Here is a 20,085-nt window from a genome sequence, read left to right on the forward strand (position 1 = left end):
GCTCAGACCCGTTTGGCCACGCGAAGCATGGCCGAGCGCGCGCGCGGATTGCTGCGCACCTCGACCTCGGATGGTCGCAGGCGGGCCACTTCTTCGAGCGCAGGGACGAATGCCTGCGACATCCCGGGCACGTAAGGCTGGCGTCGGTCGACCGCAGGCGGACGGGCGTGCGACTGGATGTAGCGCTTGACCAGCGCATCTTCCAGTGAGTGAAAGCTGATCACCACCAGTCGCCCGCCCAGCTGCAACACCGGCAGCACCTGGCTCAGCGCCGCCTCGATTTGCGCAAGCTCGGCATTGACGTGAATCCGAAGAGCTTGAAACGTGCGGGTGGCCGGGTCCTGCCCCGGCTCGCGGCTCTTGACGGCTGTGGCCACCAGTGCGGCAAGTTCGCCGCTGCGCGCCACTGGCGATCCGGCGCTGCGGCGAGCCACAATCTTCTTTGCAATCTGGACAGCCGCCCGTTCGTTTCCATAATCCCTCAGCACGGTTGCAATTTCGTCCACGCTGGCCTTGGCCAGGAATTCAGCGGCGGTCTGTCCGCTGCTGGTGTCCATGCGCATGTCCAGCGGCCCGTCGCCGCGAAAGCTGAAGCCGCGCTCGGGTTGATCCAGCTGCGGCGACGACACGCCCAGGTCGAACAACAGACCGGCGACCTGCTGCACCCCCTGCGCGTGCAGCACCCGAGCGAACTCGGCGAACGCAGCATGCACCATGACGAAACGCGCATCCTGGATCTGCGCCGCCGCTGCCACGGCCTGCGGATCGCGATCGATGGCAATCAGCCGACCGCGCGGCGACAGACGCCGCAGGATTTCCCGGCTGTGCCCGCCGCGGCCGAAGGTGGCGTCCAGATACACGCCGTCCGGGTCGGTCAGCAGGTGATCGACCGCCTGGTGCAGCAGCACGGTGCGGTGCGCCGGTTCGGCGCTGGGGTTGGGGGCAGTCTGGCGCATGCACGGTCACAGCACGATGTCGCGCACGGCATCGGGCATGCCTGCCTCGATCACCGACGCCTCCTGCGCCTGGTGGCGGGCGCGATCCCAAATTTCAAAATGCCTGCCCATGCCGATGAGGTCGACATCACGCTCCAGCCCAGCGGCCTGCCGCAGTTCGGGCGAAATCAGCACCCGGCCGGTGGCATCCATTTCGGTTTCGGTGGCGTGGCCGAGGTAGATGCGCTTCCAGCCCTGCGCGGACATCGGCAACTGCAGCACCTTGTCGCGAAAGGTCGTCCACTCGTCGTCGGAGAACATCAGCAGACAGCCATCCGGGCTCTTGGTCAGCGTGAGCTTGCCCTGCGCGCGGGCCAGCAGCAGATCACGATGCCGGGCAGGCACGGTCATGCGACCCTTGCCGTCCAGAGTGAGTGCCGAAATGCCGATGAACATGAAGTTGCCCGCGGTTGCCGTGCTGCTGTGGGTAGCGGTGAAATTGCACAGTCTCCTGCACAATTTCCCACTTTTTTGCACTGGCTGCCACTTTAGGGGACGGCGCAGCCCGCGGTCAAGCCTGCAAACCAGAAATCTCTTTTACAAAACAACGACTTGCATACTGTTCATGAGAACAGTATGCAACAAACTTTTCCATGAAAATGAACGGGTTAGAGTTACTCTTCAAAGTCGTTTCGAGATTTGCCCAGCGCGGCCAGCGCATGCCATCCGACCATAGGGTGTCAGATCCGTCGGGGGCGGCAAAAGAGGTGGGGAAAGTGCGAAGCGGGGCTGTAGGCCGGATTCTGTGCAGCGCGGGCTGAGCACCCGCGCCGTGGCAGCCATTCCTCTAGGCCGCACATTGCTGCGCGGCTCAAGCCACCTACCCGCAGACTCGCGCGGGCCACGCTGTGCCAGCGTTACCGCTGACGCGTCTGCCTATTTGGTGTTGCTCCGGATGGAGGTTGCCGCGTTTCACGTCCACGCCGGTGGCCCGGCGTTTACTCGTCTCTGTGGCCCTGTTCGTCACGTCACCGTGCACGGCCGTTAGCCGTCATCCTGCCCTGTGGAGTCCGGACCTTCCTCGATGCGCGCAGCGCACCGCGGCTGCCCACCCCGCTTCACACAGAACATTATGCGCGCCTGTGCGCCGTCGCACTGCGGCCACGTCCTGCGCGGAGCACATGGGCGGGCCTTGACCAGAAACAAATGGCCAACGCATTCAAAAGGCTAGATTCTTGGCTTTTCATTTTTTGCAAAGCACAGGAGACACCAGTGGCGACGGAACTGTTCAACGACGGCAAACATTTGTGCCTGATGTTCAGCGATCTGGTCGAAGAAGGCGGGGACGCGGTGCAGGCCAACCAGTTCCTGATCATCGACCACGGCCAGGGCGCGATCATCGATCCGGGCGGCAATATGACCTTCAACGAGCTCACGCTGACCATGCGCAAATACATGGCGCCGCAAGACTTGCATTACCTGCTGGCCTCGCATGCCGATCCGGACATCATCGCCTCGCTCGATCGCTGGATGACCGCGTCGAAGGCCGACCTGGTGATCTCACGTCTGTGGGCGCGTTTTGCTCCGCATTTCTGCAAGCTGGGCAAGACCGACAAGCGCATCATCGCGGTACCCGACGCCGGTGGCACACTGCGGCTGGGCCAGAGCGATCTGATCCTGCTGCCTGCGCATTTCATGCACGCCGAAGGCAATTTCCAGTTTTACGACCCGATCAGCAAAATCCTGTTCTCTGGCGATCTGGGCGTGTCGATACTCAGCGGCGCGCAGGCCGCGCGACCATACACCGAGCTGGCCGAGGCGCTGCCGCACATGGAGGCCTTTCACCGCCGCTACATGGTGTCGAACAAAATCCTGCGCTACTGGGCGAACATGGTGCGCGGGCTCGACATTGCGATGATCGTGCCGCAGCACGGCGCACCACTGCGCGGCAAGGCCGCGGTGACGCAATTCATCAACTGGATCGAGGGCCTGAGCTGCGGCATCGATCTGATGACGGCAAATAACTACCGCATACCCGATCAGCCGATCGCGCTCACGGCGTAGCGCCGGGCGCGCCGTCCACCAGGCGCCACTGCATCACCTCGCCGGCGTGCAGCGGAACGATCTGCGCATCGGCGTAGGGCAGTACAGATGGCACCTGCCAGGCGCTGCGCTGCAGGGTGATGGTGCCCGTATTGCGCGGCAGGCCGTAAAACGCGGCGCCAAATCGGCTGGCGAAATCGTCCAGGCGGTGCAGCGCAGCGCGCTGCTCAAACGCGGCGCAATACAGCTCGAGCGCATTCGCCGCAGTGAAACAGCCGGCGCAGCCGCAGGCAGATTCTTTCGCATGCCGGGGGTGGGGTGCCGAATCGGTGCCGAGAAAGAACTGCGGCTCGCCGCTGGTTGCCGCGTCGAGCAAGGCCTGGCGGTGCGTTTCGCGCTTGAGCACGGGCAGGCAGTAATAGTGTGGTCGGATGCCGCCCTGGAACATGGCGTTGCGGTTGTGCAGCAGATGGTGCGCGGTGATGGTGGCGGCAAGCCGCGGCACGCCTTGCACGTCGAGCTCGCTGGCTTCGCGCACATACGCCACCGCCTGCGCCGTGGTGATGTGCTCGAGCACGATTTTCAGCTCGGGAAAGGCACGGCGCAGCGCGATGAGGTGACGGTCGATGAACACGGCCTCGCGATCGAACACATCGACCGCCGGGTCGGTGACCTCGCCGTGGATCAGCAGCGCAAGCCCCTCGCGCTGCATCGCCTCGAGCACCGGATAGATGCGCCTGAGCTCGGTCACGCCGCTGTCAGAGTTTGTCGTGGCGCCTGCCGGGTAGAGCTTGAAGGCATGCACCACGCGGCTTTGCCTGGCCTCGCGCACCATGTCCGGCGTGGTGTCGTCGGTGAGGTAGAGCGTCATCAACGGTGTGAAGCTGCTGTCCGCGGGCAGCGCGGCGAGGATGCGGTCGCGGTAGTCGATCGCCTGTTGCACCCGCACCACCGGCGGCTTGAGATTGGGCATGACGATGGCGCGGGCGAACTGCCGCGCCGTCCACGGCAGTGCATCACGCATGGCGGCGCCATCACGCAGATGCAGGTGAAAGTCGTCGGGGCGGGTCAGGGTCAACGTATGCATGGCCGTCTTGTTGGCATGTGTCCAAATCACACCATGCTACGCCCCACTAGAGGCATCATGCTGCGGTCATCCCATGCGGCAGTATGTTGGCAAGAAACTGCGCCGCACGCTCGCTGCGCTGCCCAGTGGAGGAAAAAAACTGCGCGGTCGGACAGTCCTCGACGATGCGCCCGCCGTCCATGAACACCACGCGGTGCGACACCTTGCGGGCAAAGCCCATTTCGTGCGTGACCACCATCATGGTCATGCCATCCTCGGCGAGCTTGACCATGACCTCGAGCACCTCGCCGACCATTTCCGGGTCGAGTGCGGATGTGGGTTCGTCGAACAGCATGGCGATCGGATCCATCGCCAGCGCGCGGGCGATCGCCACGCGCTGCTGCTGTCCGCCGGAGAGTTGCCCTGGATACTTGTCGCGATGCGCCGACAGCCCCACCCGGTCGAGGTAGAACAGCCCCTTGTCGCGCGCCTCGGCCTTGCTGCGCCCGAGCACCTTGATCTGCGCCAGCGTCAGGTTGTCGGTCACGCTCAGGTGCGGAAACAGCTCGAAATGCTGGAACACCATGCCCACGCGCGCGCGCAGCTGCGGCAGGTTGGTCTTGGGGTCGGCAACCGAAATGCCGTCCACCACCACATCGCCCTTCTGGAACGGCTCGAGCGCGTTGACACACTTGATCAGCGTGGACTTGCCCGAGCCCGACGGCCCGCACACCACCACCACCTCGCCGCGTGCGACCTGCGTGGAACAATCGCTGAGCACCTGGAAGTCGCCATACCATTTGCTGACATGGCGAATGTCGATCATCGGCGCAGCGGCGCCATTTGCAGAGCTTGGGTTCATCGAACGATCCCTTGAATATCGATCACCGCTGGATGGCGATGCGCTGATGCAGCCGCTTGACGCTCTGCGACAGCACGAAGCTAAGCACGAAATACACCACGGCCACCAGGGTGTACATCTCGACCACGCGACTGTCGCGCTGCGCGATTTTCATCGCCGCGCCGACGAAATCGGTGACATTGAGCAGCGCCACCAACGACACGTCCTGAAACAGCACGATGGTCTGCGTCAGCAACACCGGCAGCATGTTGCGCAAAGCCTGCGGCAGGATGACCTGCCGCATCGCCTGCGCATAGCTCAGCCCCAGCGCATACGCCGCGCTGAGCTGCCCCTTCGGGATGCTCTGGATGCCGGCACGCACGATCTCGGCAAAATACGCCGCCTCGAACAGAATGAAGGTGAAATAGGCCGAGCGCTCGGCGCCGAGCTTAGGCGGATAGTCCGCGCCGGTGAGCGACTGCACCATCACCGGCACTAGAAAGTAGAACCAGAAAATCACCAGCAGCAGCGGCACCGAACGCATCAGATGGATGTAGCCCGCAGCCAGCATCGACAGCCACTTCAGATGCGACAGCCGCGCCAGCGCAAGCACGATACCCAGCAGCGTGCCGCCGATCGCCGCAACCACGGTAAGCTTGATGGTGTAGGCCAGTCCCCCGAGCAAAAACGGCAGGACCGCAACGATGGAGCCAAAGTCGAAGCCACCCATCACCTGCCCCTGCCCAGATAGCCAGGCACTGCCGTGGCGCGCTCGACCCAAGCCATGATGCGATTGATCGCAAACGCCACGGCCACATACAGCACCGTGGCAGCGCCGAACGCGGCAAAGTAGCGGAAGGTCATTTCGCCCATTTCACGGGTGCGGAAAAACAGCTCGGTCAAACCGATTGAGTACGCCACCGCCGAATTCTTGACCAGGTTCATCGACTCGGAGGTCAGCGGCGGGAGGATGATGCGATACGCCATCGGCAGCAACACATGGCGGTAGGTCTGCAACGGCGTCAGCCCAAGCGCGAGCCCGGCCAGCATCTGGCCACGCGGCAGCGACAGGATGCCCGATTTCACCTGTTCGGCAATGCGCGCAGCGGTGAACAACCCGAGGCAGACGATTGCGGTGATGAGCTGAAAGGTCGATGGATCGACCGCGTTGGCAAAACGCTTGAGCGGCGCAACCACGCTCGGCAGTACGAAATACCACAGGAAAAACTGCACCAGCAGCGGGATGTTGCGGAACAGTTCGACATAGGTATTGCCCAGCGTCACCCAGAACCGGCTTTTTGTGGTGCGCACCACACCGAGCACCGAGCCCAGCGCCACCGCAATGACCCAGGCGCACACCACCAACAGCAGGGTGTACTTCAGCCCCGACAGCAGCGACATCGCCCAGGTCATATCCCCGTCGGGCGTGTCTTGCAAAAAGATTTCCAGGCCCAGCATGTCATCTCCTCGATGCGATGGGATGGCCGCGTGGGAAAAAGCCGGCAGGCTGCCGGCTTCCTACAAAGTCAGCAAGGCCGGACTTATTCGACGCCCTTGTCGTTCGGGTGGGCAAAGGCTTCCTTGATCGCCGGGGTTTCCGGGAAGTTGAGGTTGATGCCCTTGGGCGGAATCGGGCTGGTGAACCATTTGGCGTAGATCTTGTTGATCTCGCCGGACTTCATCACCTCGCCCACGGTCCTGTCGACCAGCGCCTTGAACTGCGGATCGTCCTTGCGCAGCATCATGCTGTAGGGCTCGCTACGCAGCGAGCCGGGCAGGATTTTGTAAGCACCCGGGTCTTTGGAGTTGGCGATCTGCCCAGCCAGCAGAATGTCGTCCATCACGAACGCCGCGGCGCGGCCATCGACCATCAGCAGAAAGCTCTCGGCGTGATCCTTGCCGTAGATTTCCTTGAACTCCATGTCCTTGGTCTTTTCATATTTTTTCAGCAGCGGCACCGATGTGGTGCCCGAGGTGGTGACGATGGTCTTGCCGGCCAGCTGCTCGAAGCTGTTGATCCCCGAGTCTTTCTTGACTGCGGCGGTGACGTTGATGACAAAGTAGGTCGGGCCGAAAGCAACCTGCTTTTGCCGTGCGACGGAATTGGTGGTCGAGCCGCACTCCAGGTCGATGGTGCCGTTTTCCAGCAGCGGGATGCGGTTGCTCGACGTGACCGGCGCGTAGTTGACCTTCAGGTTGGGCATCTTAAGCTCGGCCTTGACTGCATCGACCACTTTGCCGCACAGCTCCATCGCGTAGCCGATGGGCTTGCCGTTGTTGTCGAGGTAGGAAAACGGGATCGACGACTCTCGGTAGCCGACGGTGATGGTCCCGGTCTCCTTGACTTTTTTCAGCGTGCCGGTGAGCTCGGTTGCCTGAGCGCAAGACATTGCGGCCGCAACCAGGATGGTCAAACCAAACAGTTTTTTGATCATGCGAATCTCCGTGAATGTAGGAATGGGGTGAACGAATCGCGCAAGTGTAACCGTGGGTCACAAATGCGCAATAGGTGTATGCAAACTCCGTTCCAGCATCAGGCCATCGCCGCAGACGCTTCGGGGTGAGCCGCCCTATCCTGCTGCAGATTCCACATGCGGGCGTAGAGGCCATTGGCCTGAAGCAGCTGCGCATGCGTGCCGCGCTCGACCACACGCCCCTTGTCGATCACCAGGATCTGGTGTGCATCGACCACGGTGGACAGGCGGTGCGCAATGACCAGTGCGGTGCGGTTACGCGCGGCGGCGCGGATTTCGGCCTGGATCGCCTTTTCGTTGTGCGAGTCGAGTTGCGAGGTGGCCTCGTCGAAAATCAGAATGGGCGGGTTTTTCAGCAACGCGCGGGCGATCGCCACGCGCTGCTTCTCGCCGCCGGAGAGCTTCAACCCGCGCTCACCGACCTGGGTGTCATACCCGCGCGGGGTGCTGATGATGAAATCGTGGATGTGCGCAGCGCGCGCCACCGCCTCGACCTCCGCGGCAGTCGCACCCGGCTTGCCATAAGCGATGTTGTAACCAATGGTGTCATTGAACAGCACGGTGTCCTGCGGCACGATGCCAACGGCCCGACGCACACTGGCCTGCGTGACCTGGGCGATGTCCTGCCCGTCGATCAAGATGCGACCCGACTGCGGCGCGTAAAACCGGAACAACAGCCGAGCCAGCGTGGACTTGCCCGCCCCGGAAGGGCCGACGATGGCTACCGTCTCCCCCGCGGGGACGGTGAAATCCAGCCCGTCCAGGATGAGCCGATCGGGATCGTAGCCAAAGCGCACCTGCTCGAAGCGCACTTCGCCGCGGGTTACCTGCAGCGCGGGCGCACCCCGCGCATCGCGCACTTCCTGATGCTCCTGCAGGATGTTGAACATGCGCTCCAGATCGGTGGTCGCTTGCCGGATCTCGCGGTAAATCACACCAAGGAAGTTCAGCGGCACATAGAGCTGCAGCATGAAGGCATTGACCAGCACCAGATCACCCAGGTTCATGCTGCCGTTGACCACACCGACCGTGGCACGCCAAACCAGCAACGTGACCGCAGTGGCGATGATCAGGCTCTGCCCTAGGTTGAGTAGCGACAGCGAGTTCTGCGACTTGATTGCAGCCTGCATCCAGCTCTTGAGGTTGTCGTCATAACGTGTGGACTCCAGCGCTTCGTTGCCGAACATTTTCACCGTCTCGTAGTTCAGCAGCGCGTCGATCGCCCGCTGGTTAGCGCGCGAGTCCTGCAGGTTCATCTCGCGGCGCAGCTGGGTGCGCCACTCGGTCACGGTGATGGTGAACACGACATACGCCAGTAGCGCGGCCAACGCGATGCCAGCAAACCAGATGTCGTACTTCACCAGCAGGATGCCGATGACCAGCACCATTTCGACCAGCGTGGGCAGGATGGTGTAGAGCGTGTACGACACCAGGCTGGAGATCGCCCGCGTGCCCCGCTCGATGTCGCGCGACATGCCGCCAGTCTGCCGCTCCAGGTGATAGCGCAGACTCAGGCTGAACAGGTGATCGAACACCTGCAGCGCGATCTTGCGCACCGCGCCCTGTGTCACCCGCGAGAACACGATCTCGCGCAATTCGGTGAACAGCGACACGCTCAGCCGCAGCAGACCATAGGCCACCAGCAACGCCACCGGCACGACCAGCACGCTGCGCGGATCGCCCGGTTTGAGGTCGAGCGCGTTGACAATGTCCTTGAGCACGATGGGCACGCCCACGTTGGACACCTTGGCCGCAACCATCATCAGCAGGGCCAGCACCACGCGCACGCGGTATTCCCACAGGTAAGGCCACAGAGCGGACAACACCGCCCAGCGCGAGCGCTGCAGCGCCGGGCGCGGGGCACTCTGGGATTGCGGCAAGTCAGAGGAGGTTCGGGCGTGCATGGAGGAGATCGGGCGCAGCAAGCGCGGCTTGCCATCGGGAAGAACGGCGCGCAGCCTCGGCGACAACAGACCCTAAACTACGCGCATCAGTCAATTCATTATCCGCGCCGCAGCGGCGCCGTGCATGGAGGCCTCGATGACCCGCGTTCCCGAACTTCCCAACCGTGTGCCCACCCTGCGCACCCAGGCCCGCCCGTCCGACGTGAACATGCACGGCGACATCTTCGGCGGCTGGATCATGGCGCAGGTGGACGTTGCTGGCGGCATCGCCGCGGCCTGGCGTGCCCGCGGGAGGGTAGCCACGGTGGCGGTCAAGGAGTTCGTGTTCAAGCAGCCCGTGCTCGTCGGTGACGTGCTGTCGTTCTTCACCGAGATCGACCATGTGGGCACGACCTCGATCACTGTGCGTGTGGAGGTCTACGCGCAGCGCACGCCATCGAATGTCGAGGTGATCAAGGTCACCGAGGCGCTGCTGACCTATGTGGCGGTGGGGGAAGACCGCCGCCCGCGCCCGGTAGACCAACCCTGAGCGCGCCGCGCAAAAATGACGAAGCCGCCCGAAGGCGGCTCGATCCATCCCCACCGTGTGGGGATTTCAAACCAGTGCGTGCCGGATCATGAATCGATGCCGACGCACACAGCGGCTGGCTTACTGCCCTTCTCCTTCGGTGCCAGCAGCGCCCTCCTCGCCCACGCCACCCGGCGGCGGGCTGACCGTGACCACCGCGGGATTGTCCACGCCGTGGGTCAGCACGCTCACGCCCTTGGGCAGCACCAGATCATTGACATGCACGCTTTGGTGCAGGGTCAACTTGCTGAGGTCGACCGTGATGAACTCGGGCAGGTCTGCCGGCAGGCAGGACACTTCCAGCTCGGTCATCACATGGTTGACCATTCCGTGACTGAGCTTGACCGCGGGCGATTCTTCCGCGCCGACGAAGTGCAGCGGCACCTTGGTCGAAATCTTGTGCCCGGCCTCCACGCGCTGGAAGTCCACATGTAGCACCAGGGGTTTGTAGGGGTGCATCTGATAGTCGCGCAGCAAAACCTGGCTGGTCTTGCCGGCCACTTCGATCTCCAGCACCGAGGAGTGGAACTGCTCTTTCTTGAGGGCGTGAAACAGCGCGTTGTGATCGAGCTCGATCATCTGGGGCGGCTGTTGCCCACCGTAAATGATGCCGGGGGTCTTCCCGGCGCGACGCAGGCGGCGGCTCGCACCGGTTCCCTGCACTTGACGTTCGAATGCGACGACTTTCATGTCGACTCCTGAAAAAAGGGGCGATGCCCCGTGATGAACGGCGCCTGCGACCAGCGCCGGGACAGCCCGTCGGAACTTCCAGCGGGCGAGAACTTCAGAACAGGGTTTCCTGTTCGTTGAACAGTTGCAGCACCGAACCGCCGTAGGCGATGCGCTGGATGGTCTGCGCAATCAGCGAGGCGGCGGAGAGCTGGCGGATCTTGGTGCACTCGCGCGCTTCCTGGCGCAGCGGAATGGTGTTGGTGACGACCAGCTCGTCGATCGCGCTGGCCTGCAGGCGCTGGATCGCCGGGCCGGACAGCACCGGATGCGTACAGTAGGCCATCACCCGCCTGGCGCCGCGCTCCTTGAGCACTTCGGCGGCCTTGGTCAGCGTGCCGGCAGTATCGACCATGTCGTCCATGATGATGCAGTTGCGTCCCTCGATCTCGCCGATGACGTTCATCACCTCGGAGACATTGGGCTTGGGGCGACGCTTGTCGATGATCGCCAGATCGCAGTCCATCAGCTTGGCCAAGGCACGAGCGCGCACCACCCCGCCGACGTCGGGCGAGACCACGATGAGATCGCTGTAATTCTTTTCGCGCAGGTCGCTGAGCAGGATAGGCGAGGCGTAGATGTTGTCGACCGGAATGTCGAAAAACCCCTGCACCTGATCGGCATGCAGATCCATCGTGACCACCCGCGCCACTCCCGCGGCCTGCAGCATGTTGGCCACGACCTTGGCGGTGATGGGCACGCGCGCAGACCGCGGACGGCGGTCCTGACGCGCATAGCCGAAATAGGGAATGACCGCCGTGATGCGCTCGGCAGATGCACGCTTGAGCGCATCGACCATGATGATCAGCTCCATCAGGTTGTCATTGGTCGGCGCGCAGGTGGACTGCACGATGAACACTTCGCGGGCGCGAACGTTCTGCTGGATTTCGACCGTGATTTCTCCGTCGGAGAAGCGCCCGATGTAGGCCTGACCGAGGTCGATGCCAAGCTGTTGCGCAACTTCCTGGGCAAGCGCCGGGTTGGCATTGCCGGTGAACAGGATGAAGTCCGCCGGATTGGGTGTCATAGTGGGATGTTGCGCGCTGGTTGCGCCAGAAGCGCCGTGAGCTCGTGGCCCTGGGGAGCCCGCGGACGACAGCGCCGCAGGCGAAACGCTGTTCAGTATGGATGGAGGAAACACTGGCTGGGGAGGAAGGATTCGAACCCTCGAATGCCGGAATCAAAATCCGGTGCCTTAACCAACTTGGCGACTCCCCAACACCATTCGCCCTAGGCGAATGAAACCCTGTCAAACTGCCTCGCACGGCAACGACCGCCGCCCGAGACTGCACATTATGCGTCAACCCAGTGCAGCAGCGGATGTCGATCCAGCCCGCGACACAGCCGGCCTTGCCAGCCCTGTGGCAGCGCACTGGCGATCTCGGCGTGCTTTAGCGGCTCGCAGATCATGGCAAACACCGCACTGCCCGACCCGCTCATGCGCACATCGAAACACGGCCGCAGACCCTGCTGAACCAACACCTGGCGCAATAGCTCCATTGCCTGACAGACCGCAGGCGACAGCGCGGTTGCACCCTGCTGCAAATCATTTCTGCCCCACATGGCCCTTGCCCACCCGCCACCTGCAACCCCGTACAAGTCATGCGCCTGTGCTTGCAAAAGCCATTTAGCAAAGCCAGAAATTGTCTCTGCTGGTTTTGTGGTTGTCAAGTCAACTGCACCAAACACGGCGCGGGTCGACAGGCCCTGTGCGGGGTGCACCACAGCGAACCAGGGCGTGGGCAGCGCAATGGCCTGCAGCTCTTCACCGACGCCCTGCGCCCAGGCGTTGCGTCCGAACAGAAACACCGGCAGGTCGGCGCCGAGTTGCAGCCCAAGCCGCATCAACGCCTGACGCGACAGGCCGAGCTGCCAGAGCCGGTTCAGACCGATGAGCACGGTCGCGGCATCGGAACTGCCGCCGCCCAGCCCGGCCTGCTGTGGAATCGATTTGCGCAGGTGGATGTCGACACCAAAGCGGCTTTGCGTGGTCTGTTGCAGCAGCCGGGCCGCGCGCACGCACAGATCGTCCTCGGGCAGATCGTCCGCGCCGAGGCGACGGATCGCGCCATCGTCGCGCCGCACCAGGTCGATGCTGTCGCACCAGTCGATGAACTGGAACGCGGTCTGCAGGGTGTGGTAGCCGTCTGCCCGCCGGCCAGTGATGTGCAGGAACCAGTTGATTTTTGCCGGCGCCGGCAGGTTGAACAGCGCACGCATGGACTGGCCGTGCCGTGCTCAGTCGGCGCGCGCCGCTGCAGCCGCACCGTCCTGCGCCGCACGCGACTCGATGACCATGCGCAGCTGCGCCGGATCGGCACCCTGACGCTGCGCGCGCAGTTGTGCCAGTTGCCCGTCGCGCCAGACCGGCTGCACCTGCCAGCCGAGCTGCTCGAAGCCGCCGTCCGGCAGCGGGCGCACCGGCAGGCCAGAGGCGGGCTGGCCGCGCACCCAGTCCTGCAACGCGGCCTGCGGCAGGGCGACGCCGAGGGCGGCACGGGTCATCGCGGTGAACGAGGGGTAGGTCTGCGTCTGTCTGCCATCGTCCAGGCTGGCCTGACCCGCGCTCCAGCGCGCGCGTGCCAGCATCTGTCCGAGCGGCGAAAACACCTCGAACTCGCCGGCGTCCTCGCCGCGCAGTTCCAGCCGGAATCCGCCGTAGAGCGCCTTTTGCGCATCCGATGGGCCGCTAACCAGAGACAGCCGGCCGCTGAGCTGCACGGTGCCCACAGCGGCGGTGGGCGACGCCAGCCGCGGCGCCGCGCACCCGCCGAACGCAAGAAGCGCGAGCGCGGGCGCCACGCGGACGATGTTGCGACGCCGCATCAGAAGGTCACACCGAATTTGCGTAGTATCGCCTGCACCATGGCGTCATGCGGGGCGCGTTCGATCGCCTCACGCCAGATCGCACGCGCCTTGTCATGCTGGCCGAGCTGCCACAGCACTTCGCCCAGGTGGGCGCCGATTTCCGGATCGGGTCGGGCGTCCCAGGCTTGCTGCAGGTCGTCGAGCGCCTGCGCGGTATGCCCCATGCGGTATTCCACCCAGCCCATGCTGTCGAGCACGAACGGGTTGCCCGGCGAGAGTTCGAGAGCACGGGCGATGAGCCGCCGCGCCTCGGGCAGGTGCTCTCCCCGGTCGGCCAGGGTGTAGCCCAAGGCGTTATACGCGGGCTGCGACTGCGGATCGACCGCAATCGCCTTGCGCAGCAAGCGCAGCATGTCCTTGGTGTGGCCGCTCTTATCGGCCATCATCGCGGCCTCGTACAGCAGGTCGACATCTGCAGGCATCTGCTTGAGCCCGTCCTGCAGCAGTTTGTACGACGCCTCGAACTGCCCGGCCCCGCGCAGGATCTGAGCGCGGGTGAGCAGCTTTTCCTTGCGCTGCTCGGCAGTGGCCTGCGGCAGGGTGTCGACCAGTTTCAGCGCCTGATTGACCTTACCCTGCCGCACCAGGATCAGCGCGCGACTGCTGACAACCGCGAGCTGATTGGCGGCATCGGGCGCGATTCGGTCGAGCCAGCGATTGGCCTGATCGAAATCGCCGAGCTTGCGTGCCGCCTCCGACAACGCGATGTAGGCCGGCGTGAGTACCGGCGGCTCGGGCTGCGCCCGGGCCAGGCGCAGATAGGTCTGTAATGACACCACCGCCTTGGCCGGCTCGCCGAACTGCGATTGCAGGCTGCCCAGCAGCAGCCAGGCCGGCGCCAGGTCGGGGGCATCGGCGACCAGACGGTCGAGCGCGCGCAGGGCGATGCCGTCGCGCTGCTGGCCTAGCGCCGCCTGCGCCCAGGCCAGCCGCAGCCCGGTGTCCTTGGGTTGCGCCGCAGAGAAGGTCTGCATCGCGGCATCGGCCGCCTGCGGGTTGACCGTGTAGAGCTGCAGCAGCAAGGCCGCCGCCGGCGCCAGGCCGGGCTGAATGCCCAGGGCATGCAGCGCATCGGCAAACCCGCCCTTGCGATCGCCCGCGCGCGCGCGCAGCAGCCCCAGCACCACATCGGTCTGTGCAAACTGCCGCTGCCCGGCCAGCGCGGTGCGCATCATCGCCAGGGTTGCGGCGGGGTCGCTGGCCTGCGCGGCCAGCGGCAGCAGATCGGCGATGGCCTGCCCGCGCTGCGGCTCCGGGGTGGCGGCCAGATCTTGCGCGATGGTCGCGCCCGCCTCGCTGGTGCGCCCCGTCATCAGCTGCAGCTGCACCACCCAGGATCCGGCTTCGCGCGATTCCGGCATGGCCTTGCGCCAGGCCTGCGCCGCAGCCAGCGCCTTATCAGGCGCCCCAGCGCGCAGAGCGATTTCCGCGGCGCGACGAAACAGCGGCGCAGAGTCGAGCTCGGTGGCCGCCTTGAGCAGTTCGGTGTAGGCCACGCCGGGGTGTCCGGTGTTGGCGGCGATCTCCCCGACCAGCACGGCAAACACCTGACGCGCGGTCTCCTGCGCATTGGCGCGCGCAGCAGACTGCTGTGCCTGCGCGGCGGGCGCAAGCAGGGACATCGCCGGAAACAGCAGGGCCGACACCAGAACGGCAGCGCGCATGGACATCCTCGAAGAGTGGCCGAAGGGCGGGAGGGTGCGATTGTAGAAGTGCCGCATTGCCCCTGCGGCACAATGTCGGCCCCTGCTCGCACCCCACCGTCATGCCTGAACTGCCCGAAGTCGAAGTCACCCGCCTGGGGCTGGAGCCTGCGCTGTCTGGCGCACGGCTGACCGGCCTGCGGCTGGGCAAGCCGCTGCGCTGGCCGCTGGGCATCGCGGCGCAGTCGCTGGCGGGGCAGCGCATCACGGCGCTGCGCCGGCGCGGCAAGTATCTGCTGCTGCACACCGAGGCGGGAGTGCTGATCGTGCATCTGGGCATGTCGGGCTCGCTGCGCTGGACGCCAGCGGCACAGGCACCCGCGCCACTGGCGCCGCACGAGCATGTGGAACTGCAGACCGACCGCGGCGTGCTGCGGCTGCGCGATCCGCGCCGCTTCGGCGCAGTGCTGTGGCATGCTGGCGCCGACGTGCAGACGCACCCGCTGCTGCGCACGCTCGGGCCGGAGCCGCTGGACGCCTGTTTCGACGGAGCCGCGCTGTACCGGACGTTGCACGGGCGCAGTGCGGCGATCAAGCCGCTACTGCTGTCGCAGCAGATCGTTGCGGGCGTCGGCAACATCTACGCCTGCGAGGCGCTGTTTCGCGCCCGTATCGACCCGCGCACCCCGGCCTCGCTGCTGCGGCCCGCTGACTGCGCGCGGCTGGCGGCCGCGGTGCGCGACACCCTACGGCAGGCGGTCGCGCTGGGCGGCAGCAGTCTGCGCGACTTTGCCCACAGCGACGGCGAGCTGGGCTATTTCCAGATGCAGGCGCAGGTCTATGGTCGTGCCGGGCAACCCTGTCGCGTCTGTGCAACACCAATCCGTCTGCTGACCCAGGCACAGCGCAGCACGTATTTCTGCCCCAAGTGCCAAAAAATGCGCAAAGTCCGGCCGCGCTAGGCCGCGGTGCGTCCAAATTCGGCGGAGGCTGTGCTTTACTTTGGGCGTGTCCGTCTTCCCAAGCAACGCCCGCCGCGATGAATCCACAGGTCGAAGCCCCCATCCTCACCACCGGTCTGTTCGACTATGCCGAGTGGCGCAGCGAGCGCGTGCAGCGCGTCAAGGCTGTGCTGGCCTGGCTCGAGGACAGCGGACTGCAGCTCGAACAGGCGCGCGCGCTGCTGCAACAGCAAATCGCCCGCCTGGAAAACGACCGTATGACCCTGGCCTTCGTCGCCGAGTTCTCGCGCGGCAAGTCCGAGCTGATCAACGCCATTTTCTTTTCCGGCCACGGCCAGCGCATCCTGCCGGCAGGCGCAGGGCGCACCACCATGTGCCCGATGGAGTTGTTTTCCGACCCCACGCAGCCACGCGGTCTGCGGCTGCTGCCGATCGACACCCGGCTGCAGTCGCAGACCCTGGCACAATGGAAAGCTAGCCCGCAGGTGTGGACGCAGTTTGATCTGCCCAGCCAGGATGCGCACGGCCTGGCGCAAGCGCTCACCCATCTGTCGGACACCCAGCGCGTGCCGCTGGCCAAGGCCCAGGAACTGGGCTTTTTCCAAGACACCGACGAACTTGCGCAGATCGATCCAGGCGCAGATGGCGAGGTCGAGATTCCGCTGTGGCGGCATGCGCTGGTTAATTTTCCGCACCCGCTGCTCGACCAGGGGCTGACCATCCTCGACACCCCAGGGCTGAACGCGGTGGGCGCCGAACCCGAGCTGACCCTGTCGCTCATTCCCTCGGCCAATGCGGTGGTGTTCGTGCTCGCCGCAGACACCGGGGTGACACGCAGCGATCTGGACATCTGGCACCGCCACATCGCACCCACCAGCGGCGCGCAGACCCTGGTGGCGCTCAACAAGGTCGATGCGCTGTGGGACCCGCTGCTCAGCGCAGCGCAGATCGCCGCGAGCATCGCGCGTCAGGTGCAGTCCACCGCGCAGACCCTGCACCTGCCGGTGGAAAAAGTCTTTCCAGTGTCGGCGCACAAGGCGCTGCTGGCGCGCATCCAGTCCGACGGCGCGCTGCTGGCGCGCTCGGGCATGGGGCAGCTGGAAAGCGCGCTCAACCGCGCCGCCAATATCGACCGCCGCAGCATGCTGCAGGGCGCACTGCGCGAGGCGGTGCAGCAGGTGCGCAATGACCTGTCGCAGCAGCTCGGCCAGCAGCTCGCCGACGCCCAGGGCCAGCTCGACGAACTGCTCGGCCTGCGCGGCAAGAATGCTGGCATGGTCGTGCTGATGCTGCAGCGCCTTGCCGCAGAGCGTAGCGAATTCGATGCTGGCATGGCGCAGGTGCTGGCGCTGCGTGCGGTGAATCACCGCATGCTGGAACAGCTGCGCGAGCGCTTCGACGCTAAATCGGTGCTGCGCGACCTCGAGCAGCTCGAAGCCCGCATGGGCAGCGCGCTGCTCAAAGTCGGCCTCAAGGGCGAGCTGACCCGCATCACCGCCGAGCTGCGCACCCGACTGGTGGACGCAGAAACACAGATCGAGGAAATCCGCCAGATGCTCGCTGCGGCCTTCATGCGCGCCAACAGCCAGTTCGGCTTCACCGTCTCGGCCCCGCGCGTGCTGCGGCTAGCCGGCCTGATCCAGGAGTTCGACCGCGTGGCCGCCGCCTACACCGCGCATTTCTCCGGGGTGAACTGGCTCAAGCTGCAGAACAATGCCTACATCCGCCGCACTCTACGCGCACTGGCCACCCGGGTGCGCGATGTGTTCGAGCGTGCGCTGCGCGACATCGAAAACTGGGATCGCTCCTCGATCGCCCAGCTCGACAGCCAGGTGCGAGAGCGCAAGAAGCAGCTCAACCGCCGCCTGACCACGCTGCAGCGCATCGAAGACACCAAGGACAGCCTGCAAGACCGCATCGACGAGCTGCGCGCGCAGATCGCACACATCCAGTCGCTGCAGCGCGGCCTGGCCGAACAGATGCAGCGCCTGGACGCCTGAGCAGCTGCCGTCTGCGCCACGCGCACGCCGCCGTGTCCACAACATCGCCCGCCACCGCCGATCCGCCCGCCGAGCAGGGGCCGGCGGATTTTGCGCGCCGCCTGGTGCAGTGGCAGCGCCAGCACGGCAGGCACGACCTGCCCTGGCAGGTGCGCGACCCGTACCGCGTGTGGCTGTCCGAAATCATGCTGCAGCAAACACAGGTCGCGGTGGTGCTCGACTACTTTTCCCGATTTCTCGCCCGCTTTCCCACGGTACAGGCACTGGCTGCAGCCCCGCTGGATGCGGTGCTGTCCGCCTGGAGCGGACTGGGCTATTACCAGCGCGCGCGCCATCTGCATCGCTGCGCACAGATGGTGGTCGAGCACCACGCAGGCACCTTTCCGCAGACCGCACGGGAGCTGGCCACGCTGCCGGGCATCGGGGCGTCCACCGCGGCGGCGATCGCGGCATTCTGCTTTGACGAGCGCGCCGCCATCCTCGACGGCAATGTGCAGCGCGTGCTCTGCCGCACCCACGGCATCGACGACCCGGTTCCGGCCGCCGCTACCACCCGTCGGCTGCAGGCGCTGGCAGACAGGCTGTTGCCCAAGGCCGTGCACATGCCCGCCTACACCCAAGGGCTGATGGATCTGGGCGCCACGGTGTGCAAACCGCGCCAGCCGTCGTGCCTGCTGTGTCCGTTCGAGGCCGACTGTCGCGGACGGCTCGGCGGCGATCCGCAGCGCCTGCCGGTGCGCAGGCCAGCACGCGCCGTCCGCCCGCGGCGCAGCACCGTGATGTTGTGGCTGCGCCACGCGGATGACGGCCGAACCTGGCTCGAGCAGCGGCCACCGCAAGGCGTCTGGCCCGGACTGTGGAGCCTGCCACAGTTCGACACGGTCGAGCAAGCAGTGGTCCATGCGGCCCGGCTCGGCCGGGTGCGCGCGCAGTGCGCGCTGCCGGGTTTCCGTCATGTGTTCACCCATTTCGAGTTGAGCGTGCAGCCGGTCCTGATCACCCTCGACCCCGCGCCGCATGCCGCCGAGCAGGCCGGAAGGTGGCTCGGCCCGGAGCAGATTGCGCAACTGGGCATGCCCGCACCGGTGCGCAAACTGCTGTTGCAACCTGCGCCGCAGGGAGCTGCAGCCTCAGCCAAGCGTGCCTTGTACGAGACATGGCGCCCGCCGATCTGACACTGCACGGTATCGACTTCACCAGCGCGCCGAGCCGGCGCAAACCCATCGTCATCGCGCATGGGGTACGGCACCCGGACGCCTGCGGTGACGTGACCCTGAGCGGTTTTACCTGCATCGACTCTCTGGACGGATTCGCCCGGTGGTTGGCGCAGCCCGGGCCGTGGCTCGGCGTATTCGACCTGCCTTTTGGCCTGCCGCGCGAACTGGTCGACACCCTGCGCTGGCCCGGTCACAGCGGCGACACCGCCCCGCAGCCCTGGGCGCGGCTGATCGCGCATCTGCGCGGGCGCAGCCGCGAGGAGTTGCGCGCGGTGCTGCGTCGGTTTTGCGCCGCCCGCCCGGCGGGAGCGAAATTCGCCCACCGCGCCTGCGACCGGCCGGCCGGATCGTCGCCGTCGATGAAGTGGGTCAACCCGCCGGTGGCCTGGATGCTGCACGCAGCCACGCCGCTGCTGCTTGACGCCGGCATCGATCTGCCCGGTCTGCACCGCGGCGATGCGCAGCGCGTGGCGCTTGAAGGCTATCCGGGGTTCATCGCGCGTGCGGTGCTCGGGCGGCGCAGCTACAAGAGCGATGCGCACAGCCGGCAGACCGTCGAGCGCGAAAACGCACGCAACACCCTGCTGCAGGCGCTGCAGGCAGGCCGGCATCCGCTTGCGCTGCGGCTGCAGTGCAGCCCGGCACTGCGCCAGACCATGCTGCAAGATACCCGTGGCGACCATCTGGACGCCGCACTGTGCCTGCTGCAGGCCAGCTGGGCCAGCGCGCGGCGCGCAAGCCGCTGGGGTCTGCCGCCGCGGATCGACCCGGTAGAGGGTTGGATCGTCAGTGTGCCTCAGGAGGTAGGCTGCTGAGCCAGCCCGCGCACTTCGGT

General features: G+C 65.4%; 19 protein-coding genes, 1 tRNA gene and 1 other RNA gene. 6 read left to right on the forward strand and 15 right to left on the reverse strand.

From position 1 onward, the window contains the following. Positions 1-2: 2 nt before the first annotated feature. The 3 genes from rsmH to rnpB all read right to left on the reverse strand — a co-directional run bounded on the left by rsmH (position 3) and on the right by rnpB (position 2,055). The gene (gene rsmH, locus ACZ47F_RS02310) at positions 3-956 is read right to left on the reverse strand and encodes a 16S rRNA (cytosine(1402)-N(4))-methyltransferase RsmH (protein ID WP_464925701.1); all 954 of its coding nucleotides are present in this window, start codon (positions 954-956) and stop codon (positions 3-5) included. 6 nt (positions 957-962) lie between these two features. Continuing rightward, complete coding sequence (gene mraZ, locus ACZ47F_RS02315) at positions 963-1,391, reverse strand: division/cell wall cluster transcriptional repressor MraZ (protein WP_464925702.1); 429 nt, start codon at positions 1,389-1,391, stop codon at positions 963-965. Positions 1,392-1,711: 320 nt separating this feature from the next. Continuing rightward, positions 1,712-2,055, reverse strand: an RNA gene (gene rnpB, locus ACZ47F_RS02320) — RNase P RNA component class A. A gap of 152 nt (positions 2,056-2,207) precedes the next feature. Here rnpB and ACZ47F_RS02325 point away from each other — a divergent pair. Further along, positions 2,208-2,999: an oxygen-binding di-iron domain-containing protein gene (locus tag ACZ47F_RS02325; protein ID WP_464925703.1), complete on the forward strand. Its 792-nt coding sequence runs from the start codon at positions 2,208-2,210 to the stop codon at positions 2,997-2,999. Here ACZ47F_RS02325 and pyrC read toward each other — a convergent pair. The 6 genes from pyrC to ACZ47F_RS02355 all read right to left on the reverse strand — a co-directional run bounded on the left by pyrC (position 2,989) and on the right by ACZ47F_RS02355 (position 9,263). After that, positions 2,989-4,065, reverse strand: a complete 1,077-nt coding sequence (gene pyrC / locus ACZ47F_RS02330) for a dihydroorotase (RefSeq protein WP_464925704.1) — start codon at positions 4,063-4,065, stop codon at positions 2,989-2,991. The two genes, ACZ47F_RS02325 and pyrC, sit on opposite strands and share 11 nt — an antisense overlap. A 55-nt stretch (positions 4,066-4,120) precedes the next feature. Further along, a complete protein-coding gene (locus ACZ47F_RS02335; protein ID WP_464926558.1) occupies positions 4,121-4,870 on the reverse strand; it encodes an amino acid ABC transporter ATP-binding protein in 750 nt (249 codons plus the stop codon). A gap of 58 nt (positions 4,871-4,928) precedes the next feature. Beyond that, positions 4,929-5,615, reverse strand: a complete 687-nt coding sequence (locus ACZ47F_RS02340; protein ID WP_464925705.1) for an amino acid ABC transporter permease — start codon at positions 5,613-5,615, stop codon at positions 4,929-4,931. Continuing rightward, entirely contained in the window at positions 5,615-6,343 is a 729-nt protein-coding gene (locus ACZ47F_RS02345) for an amino acid ABC transporter permease (protein WP_464925706.1), read from the reverse strand. The genes ACZ47F_RS02340 and ACZ47F_RS02345 overlap by 1 nt, the downstream gene beginning before the upstream one ends. An 83-nt stretch (positions 6,344-6,426) precedes the next feature. Then, complete coding sequence (locus tag ACZ47F_RS02350) at positions 6,427-7,320, reverse strand: transporter substrate-binding domain-containing protein (protein ID WP_464925707.1); 894 nt, start codon at positions 7,318-7,320, stop codon at positions 6,427-6,429. 98 nt (positions 7,321-7,418) lie between these two features. After that, complete coding sequence (locus ACZ47F_RS02355; RefSeq protein WP_464925708.1) at positions 7,419-9,263, reverse strand: ABCB family ABC transporter ATP-binding protein/permease; 1,845 nt, start codon at positions 9,261-9,263, stop codon at positions 7,419-7,421. A 136-nt stretch (positions 9,264-9,399) separates the two neighbouring features. On the opposite strand from ACZ47F_RS02355, the gene ACZ47F_RS02360 reads away from it, so the two are divergent. Then, on the forward strand, positions 9,400-9,792 hold the full coding sequence (locus tag ACZ47F_RS02360; protein WP_464925709.1) for an acyl-CoA thioesterase: 393 nt from the start codon (positions 9,400-9,402) through the stop codon (positions 9,790-9,792). A 120-nt stretch (positions 9,793-9,912) separates the two neighbouring features. On the opposite strand, the gene ACZ47F_RS02365 is transcribed toward ACZ47F_RS02360, so the two are convergent. From ACZ47F_RS02365 to ACZ47F_RS02390, 6 genes are all read right to left on the reverse strand, one after another. Further along, positions 9,913-10,521: a 50S ribosomal protein L25/general stress protein Ctc gene (locus tag ACZ47F_RS02365; RefSeq protein ID WP_464925710.1), complete on the reverse strand. Its 609-nt coding sequence runs from the start codon at positions 10,519-10,521 to the stop codon at positions 9,913-9,915. 94 nt (positions 10,522-10,615) lie between these two features. Then, positions 10,616-11,587 carry a ribose-phosphate pyrophosphokinase gene (locus ACZ47F_RS02370; protein ID WP_464925711.1) on the reverse strand — a complete coding sequence of 324 codons (972 nt, stop codon included), beginning with the start codon at positions 11,585-11,587 and terminating at the stop codon, positions 10,616-10,618. A 114-nt stretch (positions 11,588-11,701) separates the two neighbouring features. Then, positions 11,702-11,778, reverse strand: a tRNA-Gln gene (locus tag ACZ47F_RS02375). Positions 11,779-11,853: 75 nt separating this feature from the next. Continuing rightward, positions 11,854-12,780: a 4-(cytidine 5'-diphospho)-2-C-methyl-D-erythritol kinase gene (gene ispE, locus ACZ47F_RS02380; protein WP_464925712.1), complete on the reverse strand. Its 927-nt coding sequence runs from the start codon at positions 12,778-12,780 to the stop codon at positions 11,854-11,856. Positions 12,781-12,798: 18 nt separating this feature from the next. Further along, positions 12,799-13,386, reverse strand: coding sequence for a lipoprotein insertase outer membrane protein LolB (locus tag ACZ47F_RS02385; protein ID WP_464925713.1), 588 nt, complete (start codon positions 13,384-13,386; stop codon positions 12,799-12,801). Continuing rightward, on the reverse strand, positions 13,386-15,092 hold the full coding sequence (locus tag ACZ47F_RS02390; RefSeq protein ID WP_464925714.1) for a tetratricopeptide repeat protein: 1,707 nt from the start codon (positions 15,090-15,092) through the stop codon (positions 13,386-13,388). The genes ACZ47F_RS02385 and ACZ47F_RS02390 overlap by 1 nt, the downstream gene beginning before the upstream one ends. Positions 15,093-15,193: 101 nt before the next feature. On the opposite strand from ACZ47F_RS02390, the gene mutM reads away from it, so the two are divergent. The 4 genes from mutM (at position 15,194) to ACZ47F_RS02410 (ending at position 20,065) form a co-directional block, all read left to right on the forward strand. Continuing rightward, positions 15,194-16,033, forward strand: a complete 840-nt coding sequence (gene mutM / locus ACZ47F_RS02395) for a bifunctional DNA-formamidopyrimidine glycosylase/DNA-(apurinic or apyrimidinic site) lyase (RefSeq protein WP_464925715.1) — start codon at positions 15,194-15,196, stop codon at positions 16,031-16,033. A 77-nt stretch (positions 16,034-16,110) separates the two neighbouring features. After that, entirely contained in the window at positions 16,111-18,033 is a 1,923-nt protein-coding gene (locus ACZ47F_RS02400) for a dynamin family protein (RefSeq protein WP_464925716.1), read from the forward strand. Positions 18,034-18,065: 32 nt separating this feature from the next. Then, the gene (gene mutY, locus ACZ47F_RS02405) at positions 18,066-19,208 is read left to right on the forward strand and encodes an A/G-specific adenine glycosylase (protein WP_464925717.1); all 1,143 of its coding nucleotides are present in this window, start codon (positions 18,066-18,068) and stop codon (positions 19,206-19,208) included. Continuing rightward, positions 19,190-20,065 (forward strand): DUF429 domain-containing protein, encoded by an 876-nt coding sequence (locus ACZ47F_RS02410; RefSeq protein WP_464925718.1) that lies wholly within the window; start codon positions 19,190-19,192, stop codon positions 20,063-20,065. The genes mutY and ACZ47F_RS02410 overlap by 19 nt, the downstream gene beginning before the upstream one ends. The last annotated feature ends 20 nt before the right edge of the window (positions 20,066-20,085 follow it).

This window comes from Thiomonas islandica, from assembly GCF_055383445.1.